The sequence below is a fragment of the Gluconobacter sp. Dm-74 genome (assembly GCF_018256135.1).
Classification (GTDB): Bacteria; Pseudomonadota; Alphaproteobacteria; order Acetobacterales; family Acetobacteraceae; genus Gluconobacter; species Gluconobacter cadivus.
This window is the reverse complement of sequence record NZ_JAERLX010000012.1, coordinates 1-18,829: the sequence shown is the minus strand read 5'-3', so window position 1 is coordinate 18,829 and position 18,829 is coordinate 1. Positions and strand designations below refer to the sequence as shown.

Below are 18,829 nucleotides of genomic sequence, written 5' to 3'. Positions count from 1 at the left end.
GAATTCACGACAGGACATCACCATGAAGATTACGGCACTCAAGACCTATATGGTTCCGCCGCGCTGGCTGTTTCTGAAAATCGAGACGGATGAAGGCATCTTTGGCTGGGGCGAACCCGTCGTCGAAGGCCGGGCTGCGACTGTGGCGGCCATGGTCGAGGAACTGTCCGATTACCTTATTGGGAAAGACCCGTTCCTGATCGAAGACCACTGGAATGTCATGTATCGTGCGGGCTTCTATCGGGGTGGCGCGATCCATATGAGCGCCATTGCCGGGATTGATCAGGCGCTCTGGGATCTGAAGGGGCGGGCGTTCAATATGCCGGTCTGGCAGCTTCTGGGCGGAAAGTGTCGTGACCGCATTCGTGTCTACTCATGGATTGGCGGAGACCGTCCGGCTGATACCGCACGCGCTGCCAAAGAGGTTGTGGATCGCGGTTTTACGGCTGTGAAAATGAATGGCACGGAAGAGCTCCAGTTCATCGACAGCCATCAGAAAGTGGATGAAGCGATTGCCCGGGTCGCGGCCATTCGTGAGGCGGTCGGGCCGTATGTCGGGATTGGTGTGGATTTCCACGGGCGTGTGCATAAGCCGATGGCCAAGGTCCTGGCACGGGAACTTCAGCCCTTCGACCTGATGTTCATTGAAGAGCCTGTTCTGAGCGAGAATTTCGAGGCTCTACCGGAAATTGCCGCCCAGACGTCCATACCCATTGCGCTAGGTGAGCGTCTGTTTTCGCGCTGGGATTTTAAGCGCATTCTGGAGCAGGGCTGCGTCGATATCATCCAGCCTGATCCCTCTCATTCCGGGGGCATTACGGAAACGCGGAAAATCGCTGCCATGGCAGAGGCTTATGACGTGGCTGTCGCTTTGCATTGTCCGCTCGGGCCGATCGCTCTGGCAGCCAATCTTCAGCTAGATGCCATTAGCTATAACGCGTTCATTCAGGAACAGAGCCTCGGTATTCATTACAACAAGAGCAATGACCTGCTGGATTATATCGTCGATCCTTCAGTGTTCTCGTATGTGGATGGACATGTCGCCATTCCTGATGGCCCCGGTCTGGGGATTGAAATCAACGAGGAGTATGTGAAGGCCAAAGCTGCTGAAGGACATCGCTGGAGAAATCCTGTCTGGCGCCATGCCGACGGCTCTGTGGCAGAGTGGTAAAATCATGACGCAGGATGCGGCTGTCATGACATTCACAGACAATCTGGCGATCTATCCCAGTCTGCGCGACCGTGCCGTCCTGATTACGGGCGGTGCGACCGGGATCGGAGCGGTCATGGTCAGGGCATTTGTCCGGCAGGGCGCAAAGGTCGCTTTTTTCGATATCGATGAAACCGCTGGTAAAGCACTGGCTGTGGAACTGGCAGGTGCGCCGTTTCCTCCCGTTTTTGTGCCATGCGATGTTACGAATGTTGAGCGGTCAAGATCAGCTTTTGCGGAAGCGCAGGAGTATGTTGGAACGGTCGATGTTCTGATTGCCAATGCTGCGAACGACCGTCGACACACGCTGGAAGAAGCGGACGAAGTCCTGTGGCAGCGCCTGACGGATATCAACATCAAGTCGCAGTTCTTTGCGGCCCAGACAGTCGCACCCGTCATGGTGCAGAAGAGCCGGGGGTCAATCATCTGCTTCGGCTCAACGGGCTGGATGCAGAAGAACGCAGGATATCCCATCTATGCGACCTGCAAGGCCGCTGTGCATGGACTGGTCAACGCGCTGGCGCGTGAACTGGGGCCGTCGCGTATCCGCGTCAATGCTCTGGTGCCGGGATGGGTCATGACGGACAAGCAGAAGGCGCTCTGGCTGGATGCCGAAGGGGAAGCGGCGATTGACCGCAACCAGTGCATTTCTGACCGGATACAGCCAGAGGATGTTGCCAGTCTGGCGCTGTTTCTGGCCGCCGATGACAGCCGGATGTGCACGGGGCAGAAATTTGTTGTGGATGGCGGCTGGACCTGAGCCTGTTCGCATCTGCTTTTTTCGTTTTTTTGAACACACAGAATGTGCGGCCGACAGGCCGGCATGTTTCGAAAGAGGACCAATATCGTGTCTCATGAGCACATTCTGTCCCAATCCGTTTCGGCGTCCGACCAGAACGTGAGTGCGTTCCAGCTTCTGCGTCCATACTGGCGGGTCACGCTGGCGGCGTTTCTGGGCTGGTTTCTTGATGCCTTCGATCAGGTGGCGCTTTTGCTCTGCCTGCCGGATATCGGAAAGGATCTGGGTGTCAGCCTGACGGCCATGGGAATTATCATTACAGCCCAGAGTGTCGGGCGTGTGGTGGGTAATACCGGCTGGGGCTGGCTGTCGGACCGGTATGGTCGCAAGCTGACCTTTATGATCGGTGTGATCTGGTTTGCGGTATTTTCCGGCGCAACGGCCATGACATGGACGTATCTGGCCATGCTGGTGGTCCAGTTCATGTTCGGGATCGGTTTTGGCGGCGAATGGACCGCTTCTGCAGCCCTTCTCATGGAAAGTGTGCCGCCGCGTGCGCGTTCTCTGGCGTCGTCGTTGATGATGTCGGGATATGAATGCGGCTTCTTCGCCGCTGCTGCGGCGCAGGCCATTATTCTCCCGATCTGGGGATGGAGGGCGCTGTTCCTGATCGGGGTCGTACCCGCACTTCTGGCGATTTTCATTCGTCGGGGCGTGCCGGAAAGCCCGGTCTGGCTCAAGCTTCAGTCCATGCCGAAGCAACAGGTCCAGCGGCGGAAGTTTGGTTTCCGCCTTGATGGAGCAGCGCTTCAGGCTCTGATTTTCATGGCCTTTGTTCAGTTCCAGAATGCTGCGATGTACAGCTTTTATCCGACATTCCTGCGCTCAGACCGTCATATGTCTCCGGCTGATGTTTTTCCGTTCATCGCGGCGTATTGCATCGGCTCCCTGCTGGGGAAACCGCTATGCGGAGTTCTGGCATCCCGCTTGGGAGACCGAATGGTGTTCATGCTGTATTTCGCTCTGACGACGCTCGGGATCTGGCCGTTTATTTCGGCACATAACATGACGGTCATGCTGGCTGGAGCGTTTGGCGTCGGCATGTTTGGAAACAGCATTTTTGCTCTTATTCCGCATTATCTGTCACAGCGCTTCCCCTCCGAGACGCGGTCGCTCGGGATGGGCACAAGCTACGCAGTCGCGGCTTTGGGGCAGGGTGTGGCAGGCTTTCTGGTGCCAATGCTGGGTGTGATCTACGGGTTGCCCGCCGCTATTATTGGAAGTGTTCTGGTTGGTACGGTTCTGGTCGCGGGTATTGTGGCCTATCGGCCTGCGGTTCTTCCTGGCGCAAAGATGGAAGGCGAAGAGGAGCGCGTGGTCGGATGAATTCCTCACTGTTTTCGGGGGCGGTTCCCGCTCAGAAAGATTATCTCTCGCGCGTGGACTATGCGCCTGTTCTGTACGATCCGACGTTCGATTGCTTTTTGCCGAACTCTGATACGGAACGTCTTGCAACGGGAATGGCCTGGGGGGAGGGGCCTGTCTGGTTTGGAGACGGGCGCTTCCTGCTGTGGAGCGATATTCCCAACAACCGTATCCTGCGCTGGACGGAAGAGACCGGTCAGGTTTCGGTGTTTCGTGGCCCCTCCGGCTTTGCCAATGGCAATACCCGCGATCTTGTGGGGCGGCTGATTACCTGCGAGCATGAGACCCGACGCGTCACGCGGACAGAGCATGACGGCACGATGACCGTCATTGCTGACAGATTCAGCGGGTGCCAGCTTAATTCTCCGAATGATGTGGTGGTCGCCGCAGATGGTGCCATCTGGTTCACCGACCCGGATTATGGGCTCAAATCCGCCTATGAAGGGGGAGGGCGGGGCGAGCAGGAACTGCCAACATCCCTTTACCGGGTCGGGCCAAGGGGAGAGATTCAGCTCATTGACGATGGATTTCTCAACCCCAACGGGCTGGCATTTTCTCCCGATGGCAGCATTCTCTATGTGATCGATACCGGGGCTTCTCCAAATCTGATCTGGGCGTGTCAGTTGAATGAGAGCAGGGATCGGGTGACTGATCGTCATATTCTGATCGATGCTGCGCAGGGGATGGGTGATGGCCTACGCTGCGATGACGCTGGAAATCTCTGGTGTGGGTGGGGCGGATCTGAGGGAAATGGCGTCAAGGTCTTTGGAAAGAACGGCGAAGCCCGGGCTTTTCTTCCGCTGCCCGAGCGGTGTGCCAATCTGTGTTTTGGCGGCCAGCGCCGTAACCGCCTTTTTATGGCTGCGTCGCACAGTCTTTATGCTGTGTATGTGAATATCGGGTCATTTATGAAATGCTCAATGCGGCACTGAGCAAGCCACTGATTGAGCCTTTTATCGGGAGCTTTTGGAGCATCCCAGACCTCATATTTCTGTTACCTATAACATGAAAAATTCCAATCTACAGAGAGGCATATTCCCTGATTTTCATAGAAAATTTTCAATAAAATATAGTTATATCAATATTTTATAAAAAGTTTTGGTGATGGGGGATCTAACCTCCGCAATTATACCAATCAAAAAAGTATCACTTTTTAAGAAAAAATACCCTATACGTTGTTATATATAACATATAATCCCTGCTCTTAATCACATTTGATGTTGGAATGTGTGGCAGGAGACGGTTGGGTATGGCTCAGGCACTGGTGCTCGAAAAGAAAGGTGAACTCTCCCTGCGCGAGATTCACCTTCCATCGGAACTTGGCGCAAATGACGTCCGGATTGCCATTCATACGGTCGGTATCTGCGGCAGCGATGTGCATTACTATACACATGGCGCCATCGGACCCTTCGTTGTTCGTGAACCCATGGTGCTGGGACATGAGGCTTCTGGGACGATAACGGAAGTCGGAAGCCATGTCAGATCGCTGAAAGTTGGTGACCGGGTATGCATGGAGCCCGGCATTCCAGACCCACAGTCCCGCGCAACGCTGATGGGTCAGTACAACGTAGATCCCGCCGTCCGCTTCTGGGCGACGCCGCCCGTTCACGGCTGTCTGACGCATTCCGTCGTGCATCCAGCCGCCTTCACCTTCAAACTGCCGGACAATGTGAGCTTCGCTGAAGGTGCGATGATCGAACCGCTTGCAGTTGGCGTACAGGCTTCGGTCAAGGCTGCCATCAAGCCTGGTGATATCTGTCTTGTGACCGGGTGTGGCCCTATCGGGATCATGACCGCATTGGCCGCACTTGCCTCCGGGGCGGGGCAGGTTTTCGTCACGGATCTGGCACCCGCCAAGCTTGCTATTGCCGGACAGTATGACGGTATCAGGCCCATCAACGTTCGTGACGAAAAGTCGCGTGATGTTGTGGATGCCATCTGTGGATCTGACTGGGGCGTGGATGTTGTTTTCGAAGCGAGCGGGTTTGCCGGCGCTTATGACGATGCTCTGGCATGTGTGCGGCCTGGCGGAAGTATTGTTTTCGTCGGTATGCCTCTGCAGAAGGTTCCGTTCGACATCGTAGCGGCGCAGGCCAAGGAAATCCGTATGGAAACGGTGTTCCGCTACGCGAATGTTTATGAGCGTGCCATTCGGCTCATCAGTGCGGGAAAGATCAATCTCAAACCGCTTGTGTCGGAAACATTCCCTTTCGATCAGGGGATTGCCGCGTTTGAGCGGGCTGCCGAGGCTCGACCAAGCGACGTCAAACTCCAGATTGCTCTCTGAGAAGCGGTGCCATCATGTCCGTAACACAGAAAATATCCAGACAGAGGCCGTTGGCTCCGATTTCCAGCCGTGTATCAGCGCTTGGAACGATCAGCTCCCTGACAATAAAACCGCCGGTCAGTGAAGGAAATACGCGTCCTGTTTACGAGATGATCCATGCGGACCCTAACACCAGTTTTCGCTGGCATCAGCATGACTATCCCGGCCCGCTGGCCCGTTGGAACCATCATCCGGAATACGAACTGCACCTGATCACACAGAGCGAAGGTCGTGCGATCATCGGAGACCATATCGGGAGTTTCGGACCACGCCAGCTTGTTCTGGTCGGGCCGGATCTGCCGCATGGGTGGTTCAGTCCTTTAAAGCCGGGTGAAGTGCTCACAGGACGCGATGTCGTCCTTCAGTTTAGCGCTAAATGGATCGACTCTCTGATGACGCTTTGCCCGGAACTGGGTGGACTGAGAAATCTGCTTCAGGCATCCACTCTTGGTGTCGAGTTCACTGGCCCAGAAGCACTTGGTCTGGGAGAGAAGCTTGAGGCGATTGGCACTTTCCAAGGCGCTGGGAGGTTGGCTGCCTGTCTGGATCTTCTCGTCACATTGACGTCTGCACCTTTCAGAACACTGTCGCTCAAAGGTGAGAGCAAGGGGCTCGATAGTCCGGAAATGCAGCGCATGAGCAGCGTCATCACATCCCTCATGGCCATGGACCCGTCCGAAATTCGCCATGACCATCTGGCACAGAATCTGGGACTTTGTGCCTCAACATTCTCGCGCCAGTTCCGGGCCGCAACAGGAGATACGTTTATGTCTTTCCTGCATCGGTTGCGGGTGTGTCATGCGTGCCATCTGCTGGCCAGTTCCAGGCTTTCGATCACCGAAATCGGTGCGGCTTCCGGCTTTAACAACCTTTCCAATTTCAACCGTATTTTCCTGCGTCTGCGGGGCTGCACTCCACGCGAATACCGTCGCCATTCCCGTGAAATGACGGCTTTTTCGCCGACAGACGCCGCAGATTTTTTGAACTGATCGACAGGGGAAAACAGACTATGCCAACACTTCCACAACGATTTTCCCTCGATGGGCGCAAAGCGCTTGTCACGGGTGCGTCCCGCGGGCTTGGCGTCACGATCTGCGAGGTTCTGAGTGCTGCCGGGGCCGATATTATCGCCGTTGCACGCTCTGAAGCTGATATGGCTCAAACACGCCGGATCGTGGAAGGGCATGGTCGTCGCTGCCTTACGGTTGTTGCGGATCTTGGGGATCCGATTGCCCCTGATACCGTAGTCCAGACGGTGAGGGCTGCATGGGGTGGTGTGGATATTGTCGTCAACAATGCTGGCGTCAGTTTTCCCCGCCCTCTGGTGGACCAGACCGTCGAGGAGTGGGACACCGTGCAGGCCATCAATCTGCGTGCACCCTGGCTTCTCGCCCGTGCGTTTGCGCCAGGCATGATCGAACGCAAACGTGGGAAGATCATCAACATCAGTTCCCAAGCCAGTTCTGTCGCGCTGATCGACCATGGTGCTTACGTCGCCTCAAAAGCCGGCTTGAATGGTCTTACCAAGGTCATGACGGCGGAGTGGGCCGCTCACAACATCCAGGCCAATGCCATCTGCCCCACAGTCGTCTGGACGCCCATGGGCGAACGTGTCTGGAGCGTCGGCAACAAGCTGGAAAAGCTGCTGGAAAAAATCCCCGCTGGTCGTGTCGCAACACCGGAAGATGTCGCGGATACAGTTCTGTATCTCGCCTCCGATGCATCGAACATGGTCAACGGACAGGAAATATTTGTCGATGGCGGATACACGGCCCTTTAGGTCGCCGCGTTCTCAAATAGAGACAGATAACTTTACGGCTTTGACAAGGCCCTGTGCAGGAAATGGCCAGCACCGGGCAGGTAGATCAACAGGTGTAACATGAAGATCAAGACGCTTCCGCTGACCATTCTGTCTCTCACTCTTGGCGGGACAACCCTGTCACAGCCGGCTGCCGCAGCCGGAACGCCGTTGAAAATTGGTGTTTCTTTTCAGGAAATGAACAACCCGTACTTCGTCACCATGAAGGACGCATTGCAGGAGGCCGCTGCCACAATCGGCGCCAACGTCATCATCAGTGATGCGCATCATGACGTGTCCAAGCAGGTGAGTGACATTGAGGACATGATCCAGCAGGGCGCACAGATCATCATCATTAACCCAACCGATACCGTGGGCGTTACGTCCGTCGTAAAGACCGTTCATGACAAGAAGATCCCGATTGTTTCGGTGGATGCTCAGGCTGGCGGTCCGTTGGATGCGTTCGTCGGTTCCAAGAATTACGATGCTGGCTTCAAGGCCTGCGAGTATCTCGCCATGACGATCAAGACCGGCAATATCGGCATTATTGACGGCATTCCGGTCGTGCCAATTCTGGAGCGTGTCAAAGGCTGCAGGGACGCTATTGCCAAGCATTCTGACATCAAGATTATCAGTGTCCAGAACGGCAAGCAGGAGCGTGATCAGGCCCTGACGGTGGCGGAGAACATGCTTCAGGCCAACCCGGATCTGAAGGGAATTTTCAGCGTCAATGACAATGGGTCCCTCGGCGTGCTGTCGGCCATCGAATCCAATGGATCGGACGTGAAGCTGGTTAGCGTTGATGGCAATCCGGAAGCCATGAAGGCCATCAGCAAGCCCGGTTCCCATTTCATTGCCACGGCGGCGCAGTTCCCCCGGCAGGAAATTCGTCTGGCACTCGCGCTCGCGCTCGCAAAGAAATGGGGTGCGGAAGTGCCGAAGGTTCTGCCCGTCGATGTCGAACTGATCGACGCGACGAAAGCTAAAACGTTCAGCTGGTAAATTCCAGGGACGTGCTGGATTCCGGAGAGAACATCATGACACAGACCAGTCAGATATCGTCAGAGCCTCTTCTGGCCCTTGAAGGGATCTCCAAGAGCTTTCCGGGAGTCCGGGCATTGCGGAATGTCAGCCTCAGTCTTGAGCAGGGAGAAATCCATGCTCTTCTGGGGGAGAACGGCGCTGGAAAGTCCACGATCATCAAGATTATGGGCGGGATTCAGTCTCAGGATGAAGGGCAAATCTTTCTCAACGGAAAAGAATGCCATTTCTCCAGCTACAAGGATGCCATCAGCGCAGGCATCGGGATTGTTTTTCAGGAATTCAGCCTGATTCCTGAACTTGATGCCGTGGATAATATTTTCCTCGGACGCGAAATGCGGAACGCCCTCGGATTTTCCCGCAAAAACGAAATGACACGCATCGCGCAGGGAATTTTCGAACGGCTCGGGGTCAGAACACGGTTTGACGTTCCCGTCGCGCGTCTCAGCGTGGCTGAACAGCAGTTTGTGGAAATCGCGAAAGCTCTGTCACTGGATGTACAGGTTCTCATCCTCGACGAACCAACCGCGACCCTGACGCCGACAGAAGCCGAGCTGCTCTTCAACGTCATGCGGCAGCTTCGGGATCAGGGTATCGGCATTTTCTTCGTGTCGCATCATCTCGAAGAGATTTTTGAAATCTGCGACCGCATTACGGTGCTGCGCGATGGTGCGCGTGTGGGTGTTTTGAAAACGTCCGAGTGCACGATGGATCATCTGGTTGAGCGGATGGTCGGTCGGAAAATTGAAAATACGTTTCCGCCCAAGCCCGCACTGCATATTGCCGAGCGAATTCTGGAAGCTGAAAATATCCGCTTCGTCAGTAACGGACACCCCAACAGTTTCTATCTGCGAGAAGGTGAAATCCTCGGTTTTGCCGGGCTCGTCGGTTCGGGCCGAACGGAGACGGCTCTGGCGTTGATCGGCGCACTGCCATGTCCCGGAAAAACGGTGCGGATTGAGGGCAGGGAAGTGTCCATGGGGAATCCTGCACAGGCTCTGCGTCACGGTATCGGAATTCTGCCCGAAAGCCGAAAAACCGAGGGTCTGATCCTCGGCTTCAGCATCCGGGACAACATCTCTATCAATAACCTGGCGCAATATACCCGCCCAATCGGCACGATCGACACTGCGCGGGAGAAGCGCAAGACACAGGAACTGATGTCTGCCGTCCGCATCAAAGCGCCTTCGGACGAGACAACTGTGGTGAGCCTTAGTGGTGGCAATCAGCAGAAGGTTGTAATCGCGCGCTGGCTGAACCGCCGGAGCAGAATCCTGATCTTCGATGAACCCACGCGTGGCATCGATGTCGGGGCCAAGGCGGAAATCTATACACTCATGCGGAACCTCACGGCAGAGGGATACGCCATCATCATGATCTCATCCGAGCTTCCGGAGATTGTCGGCATGTGTGACCGCGTGGCCGTTTTCAGCCATGGCGTCATTACGACGGTTCTGGAGGGGGATGCCATCAGTTCGGAAGAGGTAATGCGTCATGCAACAGCAAGCGTTAAAAAGTTCGCAGTCGATGCACTCTCTGCTTGAGCGCTACAGAGCATCGAAATTCGCACGGTCAACGGCGTTTCTCCCGGCGGTTGGGCTGTTCGTGGTCGTGGCCTGCATGATCGCGCTCAACAGCCGCTTTCTGTCCTTCGGCAATCTCGAAAACGTTGCCAGACAGGTCTCGATCAACGCCATCATTTCTGTGGGTATGACTTTTGCCATTCTTACGGGCGGCATTGACCTCTCCGTAGGAGCGGTCATGGCGTTGGCGGGAACCATCACGGCTGGCCTGTTGGTTTCTGGCCTGAACGCCGGGCTGGCCATTCTTGCCGGGCTGGGTGTCGGGGCGCTTTTCGGGGCAGGAAACGGAGTTTGCATCGCCCGTCTCGGAATGCCGCCGATTATCGTCACTCTGGCATCAATGAGCATCGCCCGTGGGTTGGGGTTGATCTACACCAACGGTTATCCCATCTCGGGCCTTCCGGACTGGTTTGCATTTATCGGGCGCGGGAAGGTTTTGGGAATCCAGACGCCCATTCTCATCATGCTCGTGGTCTATGCGCTGGCCTATCTGTTGCTCCAGCGCATGCCGATCGGTCGCTATATTTATGCCATAGGCGGCAATGAAGAGGCTGTGCGCCTCTCCGGCATTGATTCCCGTAAATATAAAATCATCGTTTATCTGATCGGAGGCTTCACCGCCGCTCTGGCTGGTGTTGTTCTCTCCTCCCGTCTCATGAGCGGTCAGCCGAACGCAGGCGTCGGCTTTGAACTCGATGCCATCGCAGCCGTGGTGCTGGGTGGCACCTCAATTTCCGGCGGCCGTGGTTCCATCATCGGAACCCTGATTGGCGCCATGTTGCTGGGTGTTCTGAACAACGGGCTGAACCTGCTTGAAGTCTCCCCTTACGTTCAGAACGTCATCAAAGGCGCCATCATCCTTCTCGCAATTTTCATCAGTCGTCAGCGCGGCACGGCGTCCGCACGCTGAGACAGCATCACAGGATAGGGCATATGACACAGTCTCTTCAGGGCAAAATTGCCGCCATCACCGGGGCAGCTTCAGGCATCGGTCTCGAATGTGCCCGCTATCTCATCGAAGCGGGGGCAGTGGTCTATCTTCTGGACCGTGACGCCACAGCGCTCGAAGATAAAACGGCAGAACTCGGCAGCCAGGCTCGTGCAATTATCGTCGATCTTTTTGACTACAAAACTGTAGATGCTGCGATTGCACAGATCGTTCAGGAGCAGGGCAGGATTGATATTTTCCACGCCAATGCTGGCGCTTATGTGGGCGGCAATGTCTGGGAAGGTGATCCTGACAGCTGGGACCCCATGCTCCACCTGAACATTAATGCAGCCTTCCGCTCGGTCCGCGCCGTTCTGCCGCAGATGATGAAGCAGGAAAGTGGCGATATCGTCATGACCAGTTCAATTGCGGGCATAATCCCTATTATGGCTGAACCCATCTACACCGCCTCGAAACATGCTGTGCAGGCCTTTGTTCACACAGTGCGCCGTCAGGTTGCGAAGTATGGGATTCGTGTAGGAGCCATCCAGCCTGGCCCGGTTGTCACGCCTTTGCTGAAAGACTGGGATCAGGCACGGCTTGAAGCCAACATCAAGGCTGGGGCCTTAATGGAAGCCAAGGAAGTTGCCGAAGCGCTGATTTTTATTCTGACCCGTTCAAAGGGTGTCATGGTGCGGGATCTGGTCGTCCTGCCACATAACTTTGATGCCTGAAATAGAGGAGGCGTGAGTGAAGAAACCGTTGATCAGAGCTGTTTGTCCGGCAGCTCTGATCAACGGTTCTCTATCGTCAGTCAGATGAAGGGGCAGGTCGGCCAGCGTGTGCATCTAAAGTCAGGACGGGATGAAGGACATTACGTCCACGCGGGAATGATGGCCCCATGATAGGCTTCAAGCAGCTTGGCGCGGACATTGGGTTTTTGAAAAGCGCTCACCAGTGGCTGAACCCAGGTGACATGGGCGTCGGGCGCGTTTACGGCGATAAAATTGATGTAGGGATTGTTGTCCATACTCTCACGCGCCAGACGCTCCGATTTGAGGTCGATCCCGGCTTTGTAGGCCCATTCCGTAATTACGACGCCAGCATCAAGGTCTGGCAGAGACCGTGCCAGAATAGGATCATCCAGTTCCTTGATCGTCAGGTTTTTCGGATTTTCGGAGATATCGAGTGCGGTTGGCATCTCGCCCGCATCAGGTGAAATCTTCAATAATCCAAGAGATTGCAGGAGTTTAAGCGCACGTCCCTCGTTCGTAGGGTCGGCGGGAACACCGATCGTTGCACCGTCAGGGATTGTGGAAAGTGTTTTCCATTTTTTCGAATAGAAGCCGATCGGTGCGAAGTAGGTATTTCCAACAGGCACGATATGAGATCCCAGCGCGGTATTCTGGGCCTGAAGGTAAGGACCGTGTTGAAATGCGTTGGCGTCCAGATCTCCTGCTGCAAGGGCCGCGTTGATCGGATTGCCTTCGGAAAAGGTGACGACTTCGATGGTCAGGCCCGTCGCGCGGGCATTTTCCTGAACAATACGCCAGATATCCTCGTCTTCTCCGGACAGGATCCCGACCCGTACAGGCTTCGACTGTGCTTTTGCGGATGCTCCAATGAGAGATGTGGCAGCGAGGAGCGTGAGCAGTCTGCGACGCCCCAGAGAAATACCGGATATGGGCTGTGTCTGGCTGACAGGGCGATTAAGCATGGTGCAGGACTTTCGAGGGAACGGCAGAGAAAAGATCACTGTGATGTCGGGCCGCAACATCGGGATGAGAGCGCAGCCGCCCTTTGAGTGTGTTCTGTCCGATCTGGGAAAAGAGGGGGTTGTCGGGATCCTGCGTGATCCCGGCGCTGGAGTTTGCCAAGGCGTCCGGCAGCGGGAGGGCTGGCATCGTGGCGTCGAGTTGTGCGCCGAGGAAAAAGGCTGCGGACAACCTGTCCCGTCCTGAGTTCGGGCTGACGACACGATGGATCGCAGCTTTGAAATATCCGCTTGTGGCGACTTCCAGCAATTCGCCGATGTTGACGATGAACGTCTCCGGCTGTGGGGGGGCCTGAAGCCACTCACCGTTTGCCAGTTCCACTTCCAGCCCGCCTTCATTGTCCTGAAGGATGAGCGAGAGGAGGTCGCTGTCTTTATGAGCGCCCACGCCCTGCCTTTCTCCGCCGCCATGCTGGCCGGGATAATGGATGAGTTTCAAAAGCTGGTAAGGCGTTTTGCTGACGACGGGATGAAAGGCATTTGCCGCCTGCCCCAGAGAGAGCGCAAGCGCTTCGAGCAGGCGCCTGAGAACATCCAGAACCTGCTCCTGCCATGACAGAACAGTCGTTTTGAGCTGTGGAAGTGTTGCTGGCCACTGGTTGGGGCCCTGTAGGCGCAGATAAGCCGGTTTGCCCCGCAGATCTTCCACAATGCCTCTTTCAGGACCGATATCGAGTTGCTCGCGCCAGTCTGCCTTGCCGCGTGTGATTTCTCTGCCGGCGTGATTATACCCTCTGAAATGTGGAGAATTCACCATGGAAATTTGTTCTTTCTGCTCCATCGGCAGAGAGAAAAATTCCTGTGCCTGCGCCATGAGAGCAGCATTCAGATCCGCCGGAATCCCATGCCCTTTCAGGTAGAAGAAACCGTATTCGTGGGCAGCGTTGCGCAGAGATTCAAGGAAAAACTCGTCTGGCGTCTGATGGTCCTGCCATAGGGACAGGTCGATGGTCGGAAGAGAAAGAGTGTTCTGCGTCATACACGTAACCACTTTCGGCTCTGAATTTTTGCCTCTGGGACCTGTTTTGCGACAGGTTTCAGGGGCATGCGTCCTCATATAGTCCTCCATAAAACGCGATATATATTAAATCCACATCAATATGTTGTTTGACTCAAAAAACACTATGAAATAATCAACAAAAGACAAATTTCCTTGAAAGAACGTTTATGCGTAGTGGTTATGTCCTGGCGCCACTTCTTGTTGGCCTTTCGTTTTCCGGGACCTTTTCGGGGGCCGTTGCGGCCGAAAACACATCGGCTCAGGATAGTTCCGGCGTGAAAAAACAGTCCAGAAAAGAGACTGTTGTCAAAAAAACCGTGCCTGTCGTCAGGACAGAACAGGCTGTGGCTGACGAACCGGAGCAGGTCATCGTGACAGGCACCCGGGACCCTTCTCAGACGGCGGCCCGCAGCATCAGCCCCATTACAATCATCGGGGGAAACCAGCTTCGGGCAACGGGCATGACGGATATCCGGGAGGCGCTGGTCCAGCTTTCTCCTTCCATCAGCCGTGAGGTCAACGGTTCGGATCAGGGATCGGTCATTGATGCACTGAGCCTGCGGGGATTGAATGCCGATCAGACTCTGGTGCTGGTGAATGGCAAAAGACGGCATACGACAGCCGCCATCGCGGTAGATGCCTCGTCACAGCAGGGAACGACCCCTGTCGATCTGGATATGATCCCGATTTCTGCCGTCGATCACATCGAGATCCTGCAGGACGGTGCGGCTGCGCAGTATGGATCGGATGCCATCGCAGGCGTGATCAACGTTATTCTGAAATCCAACAATCACGGTATCCATCTTCAGGCTGTCAATGGCGGTTATGCTGCGGGAGATGGTTTTACGACTGGTGAAAACCTGAATGCAGGCTTCAAGCTGGGCAATCGGGGTTTCCTGAACCTCAGTGCGGAATTCAAGCATCAGGACCGCACACAGAGAACCGGGATTGACCCCCGGACGGGCAAAAACAACGATCTGGCAACGGGCCAGCCTCAGGTAACGCGTGAGTCCATCGAAACGAATTTCGGATATCATTTAACGGATGCCATAGAGCTTTATGGTTTTGGAACATTCACGCACCGCGATGCCGAGCGATGGGCTTTTCTGCGTGCTCCGAGCACTACTGCGGCTGACGGGCTTTTGGGCATGTATCCGAACGGGTTTGAACCCGTCGAAACAATGCCTGAGAATGATTATGGCTTCACGCTCGGGTTTCGAGGAAAAAGACTTTACGGTTTTGACTGGGATCTGAGTTCTACGATCGGTGGAGATCACGATACGTTGGGGGATTATAATTCTGCGAACGCGGACGCTTATAAAGAGACAGGATATTCCCCGTCGCGTTTCTATCTTGGCAGTTATTCCAACCAGCAATGGACGAACAACCTCGATATTCGACGTGGCGTAGATCTTCCGTTTCTGTACAGCCCTTTGAATATCGCCTTTGGTGGTGAATATCGCCGTGATACCTATTCCATAGGCTCAGGAGAACCGCTGTCGTATTACCTGAGCGGTGCGCAGGGATATCAGGGCGAAACGCCTCAGGATGCCGTTAACGCAGCCAGGCACGTCGCAGCCGCCTATGTTGATTTCTCGACGCAGATCGTCAAACGCTGGCGGGTAGATCTTGCCGGACGGTTTGAGCACTATGACGATGTCGGAAATGCGCGGACGGGAAAAATCTCCACGCGATATGATATCAACCGCTTCATTGGATTTCGCGGTACCGCCAGCACCGGCTTTCGTGCTCCGACCCTTGCGGAACAGAATTTTGCGGCTTTCATCTCCAGTCCGAACTATGCAACCGGACAGATTGCCGCCAACTCACCCGCTGCGCGCGCTTTGGGCTCGCCTGGCCTCAGACCGGAAACATCCACCAACTTCAGTGCGGGTATGATCCTGAACCCGCTGCCCCGTCTTCATATCAATGTTGACGGCTATACAATTTATATCAAGCATCGGATCGTTGACGGAGGCTATGCTTCGGGTGCTAGGGCGGTAGAAGCTTATGCGGCAGCAGGCGTGGATACGTCCGGTTTTTCCGGCGATGAATCTGCGGTCAGTACAAACTACTTTACAAATGGTGCCAGTACCCGGACAACCGGCCTTGATATTACGGCACGTTATTCTTCGGACTTCGGGCGTTATGGAAAAGTGGACTGGGATGCAGCCGTCAATTTCAATCATACCAATGTCAAAAACATTGCGCGGACCGGGGAAGGCGCTCCGGTTCTGAACGCCCAGCAGATCAGTTTGATGTCAACGGAAAACCCGTCCAACAAGCTGATTTTTGGAGGGATCTGGCGTCAGGGAAAATGGACGGTTGCCGTTCACGAAATCCGTTATGGGCATACAACGTCCAACCTGACATTCGTTTCGGGAAGCAATGCGTTTTCGACAACGGATTTTTACCATCAGATCAACCGTCCCCGCTTTGTGACCAATCTTGAAGTCGGCTATCAGGTTCTTCCTCAACTTCATCTGGCGCTGGGCGGCAACAATGTCGGAAACGCCCATCCCAGCCGTGTGCCGTCCTATACGGCAGATTATAACAACAATCTTTACGATACACTCAGTCAACAGTTGTCTGAAGAGGGTGGTTTTTACTATCTTCGGGCTGATCTTTCTCTTTGAATATGATGGTAATGCAGAATACAGGCGTGGCTGAAGCGAATGAGATGTTGAAAGTTGAAGGTCTATCCAAGATCTTCAACGGCCATTATGCGCTGGAAAATATCAGCTTTTCTGTTCATCGCGGTGAAATTGTGGGGCTCATCGGGCGTTCGGGAGCAGGGAAGACGACCTTGCTTCGCTGCCTGAATGGCGCAGAAACCCTGGATTCAGGCCACGTTCTCGTTGAAGGAAAAAATCTTAGCGTTCTTAAAGAACGTGAACTGCTTGCTCTTCGACAACGGATCGGCCTTGTTTTTCAGGGGTTCAATCTTCTCCAGTCCCGGACTGTGGCCGGCAATATTTCTCTTGGTCTGGAAATTTTGGGAGTTCCCAAAAAAGAGCGGCAACATCGTATTCAGGAGCTGATCCATCTGGTCGGCCTTGAAGGGCATGAGACAAAGCACCCTTCGCAGCTTTCTGGCGGGCAAAAGCAGAGGGTTGGGATTGCAAGGGCGCTGGCGGGTCATCCAGCTATTTTGTTGTGTGACGAAGCAACGTCGGCGCTAGACCCTGAAGCGACGACGTCAATTCTCGCCCTTCTTGAAACCATTAATCAAGAGCTTGGCGTCACGATTATTCTTATTACGCATGAAATGGATGTTATCCGCCGTTTGGCTCACCGAGTGCTTGTTCTCGATCAGGGGCGTATTGTTGAAGATATTTCAAATGAATTACTGAATAGAGGGGAGGCGAAACACGCCTTAACACGGTCCTTCATCAGTCGTGTGTCGGATAATGCAGAGGAAATGGAGGCCGCCGAATATGCATCATCAGGTTTTTGATCTGTTTTTCAAAGCCACGCTGGCGACACTCGAAATGGTTTTTGCGTCTGCTGCAATTGCCGTTCTCTTTGGACTGCCTCTTGCTGTTCTGCTCACCATCACGAGGCCGGGAGGACTATGGCCCGTTCGCCTCATCGGTCGGCTCCTTGGAGTTGTGGTTGATCTGACAAGAGCAGTGCCGTTCATTATTCTTCTTGTTGTCCTGATCCCTTTTACGCGCTTTGTCATGGGAACGGCTCTTGGGACTGCTGCGGCCATCGTCCCACTGTCCATTACCGCGATCCCATATTTCGCGCGGATTGCGGAAGTTTCATTGAGAGAGGTGTCTCCGGAACTGATTGACGCGGTTCGCGCGATGGGTGCGACACGGGCGAAAGTCGTGCGCTCGGTTCTTATTCCCGAGGCTCTGCCGGGGTTGGTCTCTGGTCTGACCGTCACGCTGGTCACACTCATCAGCGCCTCTGCCATGGCGGGCGTCGTGGGCGCGGGCGGACTAGGTGATCTCGCAATTCGCTATGGATATCAACGATTTAATACAGTCATGATGTTATGGGTGGTGAGTATTCTTGTTGTGCTGACAATTCTTGTTCAGATTGTTGGAAATGCGATTTCCGTCCGGCTGAGGAAGAATTTCATATAGAATGACCCACAGGTTCTGAAACGCACCCGCAATCTTCGCCCGGATGATGGATAATCTAGGCTCAGGACTCATTCTTTGAGGTAGAAGATGACGCTTGCTGCGATGTGGATTGCGGACATGAATGTATGAGCGCAGCGGTCATATCGGGTCGCAACACGTCGCCAGTCTTTCAGCTTTGCGAACATGTTTTCGATCAGATGGCGCTTTTTATATAGATGCCAATTGTAAGGTGGCTTTGATTTCCGGTTCTTCTTCGGCGGAATACAGGCTGTGATGTTCCGGTCTGCAAGCGATAACCTGATCTGCTTGCTATCGTAGCCTCTGTCACCGATGACTTCTTCTGTCTCATCGGGGAGGTCTGCCAGAAGCATGTCTGCGCCTCTGAAGTCACTGACCTGTCCAGCAGTCAGATGAAGGCGGACAGGTCGGCCCTGATCATCGCAGACGGCATGAAGTTTTGAGTTCAGGCCACCTTTTGTCCGTCCGATATGGCGGGGAAAAGCCCCTTTTTGAGCAGGGACGCCGATGTCCGGTGTGCCTTGAGATGTGTTGCATCGATCATCAGACGCTTCGAACGGCCAGCCTGTTCTGTCAGGGCGACAAAGATCCTGTCAAAAACACCCAGGCGGCTCCACCGGATAAAGCGGTTGTATAAAGTCTTGTGTGGACCATACGCTTTCGGAGCATCCTTCCACTGAAGGCCGTTGCGGAGGACATAAACGATCCCGCTCAGAACACGCCGGTCATCCACGCGTGGCACTCCGTGCGCCAGAGGAAAAAACGGCTCAATCCGCTCCATCTGGCGCTCAGACAACAAAAATACCTCACTCACAGGCCTACCCTCCATCGGTAAGCCTGTGAATCACAACCTCTCGCTCAGTTCAATAAATTAATAGGTCCTGAGCCTA

The 18,829-nt window shown here is 54.6% G+C and carries 16 protein-coding genes and 1 pseudogene; 14 read left to right on the top strand and 3 right to left on the bottom strand.

What is annotated here, in order from left to right; all coding sequences use genetic code 11:
- Positions 1 to 22: 22 nt before the first annotated feature.
- From dgoD to JK208_RS13865, 11 genes are all read left to right on the top strand, one after another.
- Complete coding sequence (gene dgoD / locus JK208_RS13915; protein ID WP_211576464.1) at positions 23 to 1,171, top strand: galactonate dehydratase; 1,149 nt, start codon at positions 23 to 25, stop codon at positions 1,169 to 1,171.
- Positions 1,172 to 1,196: 25 nt separating this feature from the next.
- Entirely contained in the window at positions 1,197 to 1,970 is a 774-nt protein-coding gene (locus JK208_RS13910) for an SDR family NAD(P)-dependent oxidoreductase (RefSeq protein WP_211576463.1), read from the top strand.
- A gap of 87 nt (positions 1,971 to 2,057) precedes the next feature.
- Entirely contained in the window at positions 2,058 to 3,335 is a 1,278-nt protein-coding gene (locus JK208_RS13905; protein ID WP_349292000.1) for an MFS transporter, read from the top strand.
- Positions 3,332 to 4,306, top strand: coding sequence for an SMP-30/gluconolactonase/LRE family protein (locus tag JK208_RS13900; RefSeq protein WP_211576461.1), 975 nt, complete (start codon positions 3,332 to 3,334; stop codon positions 4,304 to 4,306). Before JK208_RS13905 ends, JK208_RS13900 begins: the two co-directional genes overlap by 4 nt.
- Positions 4,307 to 4,623: 317 nt before the next feature.
- Positions 4,624 to 5,661: an NAD(P)-dependent alcohol dehydrogenase gene (locus JK208_RS13895; protein ID WP_211576460.1), complete on the top strand. Its 1,038-nt coding sequence runs from the start codon at positions 4,624 to 4,626 to the stop codon at positions 5,659 to 5,661.
- Between the two features lie 14 nt (positions 5,662 to 5,675).
- Complete coding sequence (locus tag JK208_RS13890; RefSeq protein WP_211576459.1) at positions 5,676 to 6,689, top strand: helix-turn-helix domain-containing protein; 1,014 nt, start codon at positions 5,676 to 5,678, stop codon at positions 6,687 to 6,689.
- Between the two features lie 20 nt (positions 6,690 to 6,709).
- On the top strand, positions 6,710 to 7,480 hold the full coding sequence (locus tag JK208_RS13885) for an SDR family NAD(P)-dependent oxidoreductase (RefSeq protein WP_211576458.1): 771 nt from the start codon (positions 6,710 to 6,712) through the stop codon (positions 7,478 to 7,480).
- Positions 7,481 to 7,579: 99 nt separating this feature from the next.
- Complete coding sequence (locus tag JK208_RS13880) at positions 7,580 to 8,500, top strand: substrate-binding domain-containing protein (protein WP_211576457.1); 921 nt, start codon at positions 7,580 to 7,582, stop codon at positions 8,498 to 8,500.
- Positions 8,501 to 8,535: 35 nt separating this feature from the next.
- A complete protein-coding gene (locus JK208_RS13875; RefSeq protein ID WP_211576456.1) occupies positions 8,536 to 10,083 on the top strand; it encodes a sugar ABC transporter ATP-binding protein in 1,548 nt (515 codons plus the stop codon).
- On the top strand, positions 10,067 to 11,032 hold the full coding sequence (locus tag JK208_RS13870) for an ABC transporter permease (RefSeq protein WP_211576455.1): 966 nt from the start codon (positions 10,067 to 10,069) through the stop codon (positions 11,030 to 11,032). The genes JK208_RS13875 and JK208_RS13870 overlap by 17 nt, the downstream gene beginning before the upstream one ends.
- A gap of 23 nt (positions 11,033 to 11,055) precedes the next feature.
- Positions 11,056 to 11,784 carry an SDR family oxidoreductase gene (locus JK208_RS13865; RefSeq protein WP_211576454.1) on the top strand — a complete coding sequence of 243 codons (729 nt, stop codon included), beginning with the start codon at positions 11,056 to 11,058 and terminating at the stop codon, positions 11,782 to 11,784.
- 140 nt (positions 11,785 to 11,924) lie between these two features.
- Here the strand turns inward: JK208_RS13865 and JK208_RS13860 are convergent, their stop codons facing one another.
- On the bottom strand, positions 11,925 to 12,767 hold the full coding sequence (locus JK208_RS13860; RefSeq protein WP_211576453.1) for a MetQ/NlpA family ABC transporter substrate-binding protein: 843 nt from the start codon (positions 12,765 to 12,767) through the stop codon (positions 11,925 to 11,927).
- Positions 12,760 to 13,803 (bottom strand): isopenicillin N synthase family oxygenase, encoded by a 1,044-nt coding sequence (locus tag JK208_RS13855; RefSeq protein ID WP_211576452.1) that lies wholly within the window; start codon positions 13,801 to 13,803, stop codon positions 12,760 to 12,762. The genes JK208_RS13860 and JK208_RS13855 overlap by 8 nt, the downstream gene beginning before the upstream one ends.
- A 365-nt stretch (positions 13,804 to 14,168) precedes the next feature.
- On the opposite strand from JK208_RS13855, the gene JK208_RS13850 reads away from it, so the two are divergent.
- The 3 genes and pseudogenes from JK208_RS13850 to JK208_RS13840 all read left to right on the top strand — a co-directional run bounded on the left by JK208_RS13850 (position 14,169) and on the right by JK208_RS13840 (position 17,921).
- Positions 14,169 to 16,460 carry a TonB-dependent receptor domain-containing protein gene (locus JK208_RS13850; RefSeq protein ID WP_349291999.1) on the top strand — a complete coding sequence of 764 codons (2,292 nt, stop codon included), beginning with the start codon at positions 14,169 to 14,171 and terminating at the stop codon, positions 16,458 to 16,460.
- Between the two features lie 44 nt (positions 16,461 to 16,504).
- Positions 16,505 to 17,152, top strand: a pseudogene (locus JK208_RS13845) (methionine ABC transporter ATP-binding protein); the annotation flags it as partial.
- 109 nt (positions 17,153 to 17,261) lie between these two features.
- The gene (locus tag JK208_RS13840; RefSeq protein ID WP_211576450.1) at positions 17,262 to 17,921 is read left to right on the top strand and encodes a methionine ABC transporter permease; all 660 of its coding nucleotides are present in this window, start codon (positions 17,262 to 17,264) and stop codon (positions 17,919 to 17,921) included.
- Between the two features lie 68 nt (positions 17,922 to 17,989).
- On the opposite strand, the gene JK208_RS13835 is transcribed toward JK208_RS13840, so the two are convergent.
- Positions 17,990 to 18,753 (bottom strand): IS5 family transposase gene (locus JK208_RS13835; protein ID WP_211576449.1). Its coding sequence is split into 2 segments (ribosomal slippage): positions 17,990 to 18,420 and positions 18,420 to 18,753, totalling 765 coding nucleotides; the frame shifts between segments, so codons are not numbered across the junction.
- Positions 18,754 to 18,829 lie beyond the last annotated feature (76 nt).